Origin of the sequence: Kitasatospora sp. NPDC088548 (assembly GCF_044753005.1) — a bacterium.
Lineage (GTDB): Bacteria > Actinomycetota > Actinomycetes > Streptomycetales > Streptomycetaceae > Kitasatospora.
On sequence record NZ_JBIVMI010000070.1, the window covers coordinates 1 to 4,354 of the forward strand.

6 protein-coding genes and 1 pseudogene are annotated in these 4,354 nt (G+C 61.3%); 2 read left to right on the top strand and 5 right to left on the bottom strand.

Features of this window, described 5'->3' with window-relative positions; genetic code table 11:
• Positions 1-99 precede the first annotated feature (99 nt).
• A pseudogene (locus ACIP82_RS37700) lies at positions 100-759 on the bottom strand (IS701 family transposase); the annotation flags it as partial.
• A gap of 1,040 nt (positions 760-1,799) precedes the next feature.
• On the opposite strand from ACIP82_RS37700, the gene ACIP82_RS37705 reads away from it, so the two are divergent.
• Positions 1,800-2,165, top strand: coding sequence for a hypothetical protein (locus ACIP82_RS37705; protein WP_400660302.1), 366 nt, complete (start codon positions 1,800-1,802; stop codon positions 2,163-2,165).
• 253 nt (positions 2,166-2,418) lie between these two features.
• Here the strand turns inward: ACIP82_RS37705 and ACIP82_RS37710 are convergent, their stop codons facing one another.
• From ACIP82_RS37710 to ACIP82_RS37720, 3 genes are read right to left on the bottom strand one after another with little or no spacing between them, the layout of a single operon-like run.
• Positions 2,419-2,601, bottom strand: coding sequence for a tyrosine-type recombinase/integrase (locus tag ACIP82_RS37710; RefSeq protein WP_400660309.1), 183 nt, complete (start codon positions 2,599-2,601; stop codon positions 2,419-2,421).
• On the bottom strand, positions 2,520-2,897 hold the full coding sequence (locus ACIP82_RS37715) for a hypothetical protein (RefSeq protein WP_400660304.1): 378 nt from the start codon (positions 2,895-2,897) through the stop codon (positions 2,520-2,522). Before ACIP82_RS37715 ends, ACIP82_RS37710 begins: the two co-directional genes overlap by 82 nt.
• Positions 2,894-3,022: a hypothetical protein gene (locus tag ACIP82_RS37720; RefSeq protein WP_400660307.1), complete on the bottom strand. Its 129-nt coding sequence runs from the start codon at positions 3,020-3,022 to the stop codon at positions 2,894-2,896. Before ACIP82_RS37720 ends, ACIP82_RS37715 begins: the two co-directional genes overlap by 4 nt.
• A 90-nt stretch (positions 3,023-3,112) precedes the next feature.
• Between ACIP82_RS37720 and ACIP82_RS37725 the strand changes: the two genes are divergently transcribed.
• Entirely contained in the window at positions 3,113-3,550 is a 438-nt protein-coding gene (locus tag ACIP82_RS37725) for an Imm1 family immunity protein (RefSeq protein ID WP_400660311.1), read from the top strand.
• Positions 3,551-3,811: 261 nt separating this feature from the next.
• Here ACIP82_RS37725 and ACIP82_RS37730 read toward each other — a convergent pair whose 3' ends face one another.
• The gene (locus tag ACIP82_RS37730; protein ID WP_400660313.1) at positions 3,812-4,249 is read right to left on the bottom strand and encodes a hypothetical protein; all 438 of its coding nucleotides are present in this window, start codon (positions 4,247-4,249) and stop codon (positions 3,812-3,814) included.
• Positions 4,250-4,354: the final 105 nt, after the last annotated feature.

A 4,354-nucleotide genomic window follows, 5' to 3' on the forward strand; every position in this document is an offset into this window, starting at 1 on the left:
AGGCACAAGATCATCCGACACGTGGAGCACTCTGCCGCCCGAACACATCAACTGCCAAGCCCCTGAGCTGAACTCATTTTGAAACGATCAGTTAGGAACCGCCACCACGTAGGAGAGTTGGGCGTCTTCGAGGAAACGTCGGAAGTGCGAGTCCTGACCGTAGGCGGAGTCGGCCGTGACCCAGGCGATGGGCAGGGGCGAGGCCAGCGCGCGCGTGATCATGGTGCGGGCCAGCTCGCCTTTCGTCGCGAAGGCGCGCTCGTCGGGGATCCGGGCGGCTCGGCATCGTTCCCGGTCGTCGGTCCAAGACTTTGGCAGGTAGAGCTCCCGGTCGACCAGGGCGTGACCACGGCTCGTGGCATAGGCGGCGAAAACCCCGATTTGGCAGTTCTCGGTGCGGCCGGCCGTTCCGGAGTATTGACGCTGGACTCCGGCGGAGACGGCTCCCTTCTTCACGAAGCCGGTGTCATCGATGATGAACACGCCGTCCAAGGAGCCGAGTTGCTCGGCAGCGTAGGCCTGGAGGTCGTCGCGGACCTCGTCCGCGTCCCAGCGACTGCCCGCCAGCAGATGCTGAAGGCCATGGGGTGCCTGGTGCCCGGCATACTCGGCCAACTGCCAGCTGTTCTTGCGGCCTACCGGGCCCAGCAGCCCCCACACGTAGTCCCTCATCCGGCGCCGGGGCTCCACCCGCGTGAAGCGGCCCCCGATCCGCAGGAAGAGCTCGTTGAGTTCCCGGTCCCACGCATCTGTCGGCAGATCATCGCTCACACCGATGCTTTCTCCCCGCTGCTGTCACTACATGCGGCGCGGCCACCCGCGGGTGGGACCGCCACGTCAAAACCGCCCCACCCACGCCTCGACCTCGCTACACTCACCGTCCCCAAGCCGCTGACCAGGGCACATGGAGAACTCTCACTGGAGTACTAGAGAGACTGGAGAGTCGTGAGCTTCTTGGCCTGCCCCTTGACGTAATCGAGGCCACGCTCCGTCTATTTGACCCGCCATTTCCCGAATTTTTCCCGCCGGAGCATGCCGAATTCATTAGTCATGTAATTCGAGCGTACTCCCCTGGCTCGGGCGAGTGGAAATTTAGCCAGGAGTTCCCCGAAGAGGCTCTGGCACGGTATGAATCATTGCCTGATGTTGCAGTTCGGCCCGCAGTTGGACCGTTTCTCACGGGCATTGTTCGGCTTTGCGAGGAAAATCCTGGATCGCTGTGCACAGATGATGTGGTGGAGATCCTGTCCTCCTGCTACGAATCGATTCTCATGTCACAGCTGACCGGTCGCGTCACTCTCGAGGATCAAGAGAATAATGCGCGATGCTGCGAAGCTATCCGCTTGCAAGTCAAAGCAATTTCCAAGTACCAAGTTCTTTCGGAAGTCGACGGTTCACCTGACCTTGCGTGATCATCGGAGTTTCGTCGACACGGCGACGGTCCTCCGCATTCCCGACAGCAAGGTGCTGGTGGATGAGGCTGGACTTGGAAGGTAGATGAAGGTCATATTCTTCAGTGAATAGCTGATCGGCGGCTACCAAGAGGCCCTGCCAGGATTGCCCTGGCAAGGCCTCTTGCCAGGCGGGAAGGTTCCGGATTTCATCCAAGCGAAAATCGACGCAAAAATGGATGATGAGTTCTCCCGATACGCTGCAGTCATCAATGATCCAGGGAATCCGCTTGTGGGACTCCGTGCCATCACCAATGAATCAGGCGCTGTGCCATACTTTACGGGCCTGTGCAGAAGCACGGCATCCCTGGCCGTGTAGTCGTGATCCCATAGGAAAGGACCAGGTCAGTGACGTATCTAGCCATCTTCGAGGGCCAGAGTCGTAGGGTTCGGCGCTCGGACCTGATCACAGCCTTGGAGCGAGACTGGCCGACTGCCGTGATTCGCGAGCGACAGGGATCTCAGGAATCCAGGGATGTTGTTTGGACCTATTCGGAGGGTGGCCGGGAGCTTGAGGGCTACTCCCACATGGACGGGACCTGCATCTATCTCGATTCTCCCCTTGATTTGGCTGCGAGGTTCGCGCTCTGGTTCAGGCGGCTGGTGCCGTCTGATGTGGAGTTGGTCTTTTGTGATGACGGCTACAACTTCAATGGAATCATCGGGCCAGGAATGGGTCTCGGTGGTGTGATGGCCATCGCCTCTGACGCGTAATATCTCCCCGCCGGCGCGAGTTGAAACGAATTCGCCGCCATCTGGCTAATGACAGTGGGCCCCCTCGAATATTAATTCCGATGGGCCCACTGTGGCGTCTGACGGCAGTAGTTGACGGCAACGTCAACGGACGATTGCTGCACAATGCGGCGGATCATCGCCATCGTCGGGCTCGGTGGCTGCCTCGGAGGGCTTGCCGAGCGCAGCCGAGGAGGTCGATGGCGTCGCGCTGTAGGCGGAGGCGGACATGGGCCTAGACCGTAGCGGTGACGCCGATGTGCGCGTGGCCCAGCAACTCCTTGATGACGACGAGTTCGACGCCCTGTTCCAGGAGGAGGGTCGTGGTTGAGTGCCTCAGGTCGTGAAACCGGATCGGCCGCAGGTGCGCGTCGCGGAGCTGCGCGTTGAAGTGGCGGGTGAGCGTGGCGGGCTCGATCGGGTGCCCGTCCGGCCGCGTGAAGACGTACCCGCTGTCCTGCCAATCCGAGCCCGCCCGGTCTCGTTCCCCGGCCTGCAGCTCGCGGTGGGCGCGCAGCCCGCGACGTCGCGCTGGAAGTCAGCCTCGGCCTTGGCCCCGGCGCGACTGGCGAGCATGTAGCCGATCTCGGTCAGCAGCGGGCCGGGCAGCAGGAGCGGGCCAGGGAAGTTCTGCAGCAGGTCGACGCACTGCAGGTGGTAGCCGTCCTTGCGGTTGGCGGCTGCCACCACGGGGCCGGTGTCGATGACGATCACGCGCTCCGGGGCTCCTCACTGGCCCAGGCGTCGCGGACGATCTCCTTGGAGCGGACCGCGAGGTCGGGTTCGCCGTCGAAGACGCCGGTCGTGCGGTTGGCGACTCGGGTGTGTGGAACAGCCATGTATGCCAAGGGCTGGCTGATTTTGGCTAAGAAGGGATACGTGCGATGGCAGCCGATAATCGGCTAGAGGCGCGTTATCGTCGCACTGACATGCAGAACCCCGTTCTGCTTTCCACGTCGGGTGACGTAGATTGCCTCATCGATGCCCTGCTGACGGGGCCGGCATTCCACGATGCAGTGCATATCCTGTCAAGGGCTCGATCTCGAATGTCGGAAGAATTCCCGGATCACGGGCTATATGTCGGAGTCAGCAGGGATATCAATGTGGGTGCGCTAGCTCTAACGGCGCCCGAAGTCGGACATATCGCTTCAGTGGGTGCCCCTGGCTCTCGCAGTGGCGTCGCATATCATGTCGCCGGGCATTGGACTGAGTTTCCAGATGATTCGGAGATTCCAGTCGTTCTCGTTCGAGAGGCGGTCAAGGAGTTCCTGCACTCCGGAGGAAGCATTCCGACCTGCATTGAATGGAAGCCCTTTGAAATCGCCGATGAAGGTGTAGAGGATGACCCTTGGGGGTCCCCCTCCTGACCAGTAAACCTCGGCGCGATGCCCAAGCCGTACCGGCGAAGGCGCTGACTTGGTCGATCTCTAGGCCAAGTACCCGACGTCACGTTCCCCACAGGGATGACGACAACTGAGCAGTAAGTCGTACTGGCCTCACCGGATCTACTCCGGTGAGGCCAGTACGTTTCTAGCCTGCGCGCTTCACTCGGGGCGACGTCCGGATCATGATCGGGAACGCAAAAGTACCCTTGTGCACTGCGAGATGAGGCTTGCCGAAGGTCCCCGTCAGCCCGGCCGGAAGGCGCGTGCTATGTATTGGCTGATTTTACGCCGGTCCTGGTGCATAATTCGAACTGCGATCTTCTGACTAATACTCCAGCCGTAGATCGTGATCACGGATGCAGAGACCGCTGGTCGGTAGCCTGTCAACGTGGCTGAGACCTGGGACGAGCAGCAGTTGTGTGAAGCATGACGCGTTCTGCGGTCACTTCCCGCTGAGTCTTCGGGTGGTTGATCTTCTCCAGCAGCGCGGCTACCGCGTGGTCGCAGATCGGCCAGCGACTGGTACTCGGAGCCGTCCGGGAACAGCAGCACGTCCCGTACGTCCGGCCGCGCCATGTAGGCGGCGAACACCAACCCTCGCGGCAACGGCACATCTCCGGGTACGTCCTTGACGCAGTGGACGGCCATGTCGACGTCGCCGCGCTGGAGCATGGTGTCGATCTGCTTCGTTTAGGCCGCGTATTCGGTCGTGATCAATGGGTTCGGGTGAGGTCCTTGATCCAGATCATTGCGCCGCGGAGGTGAAGGCCGGCGAGGTAGCTTTCC

Bases quoted from the DNA above. Each gene is read 5' to 3' on its own strand.
- ACIP82_RS37725 (WP_400660311.1), top strand. From the start codon at position 3,113: ATGCAGAACCCCGTTCTGCTTTCCACGTCGGGTGACGTAGATTGCCTC.
- ACIP82_RS37720 (WP_400660307.1), bottom strand. From the start codon at position 3,022: ATGGCTGTTCCACACACCCGAGTCGCCAACCGCACGACCGGCGTCTTC.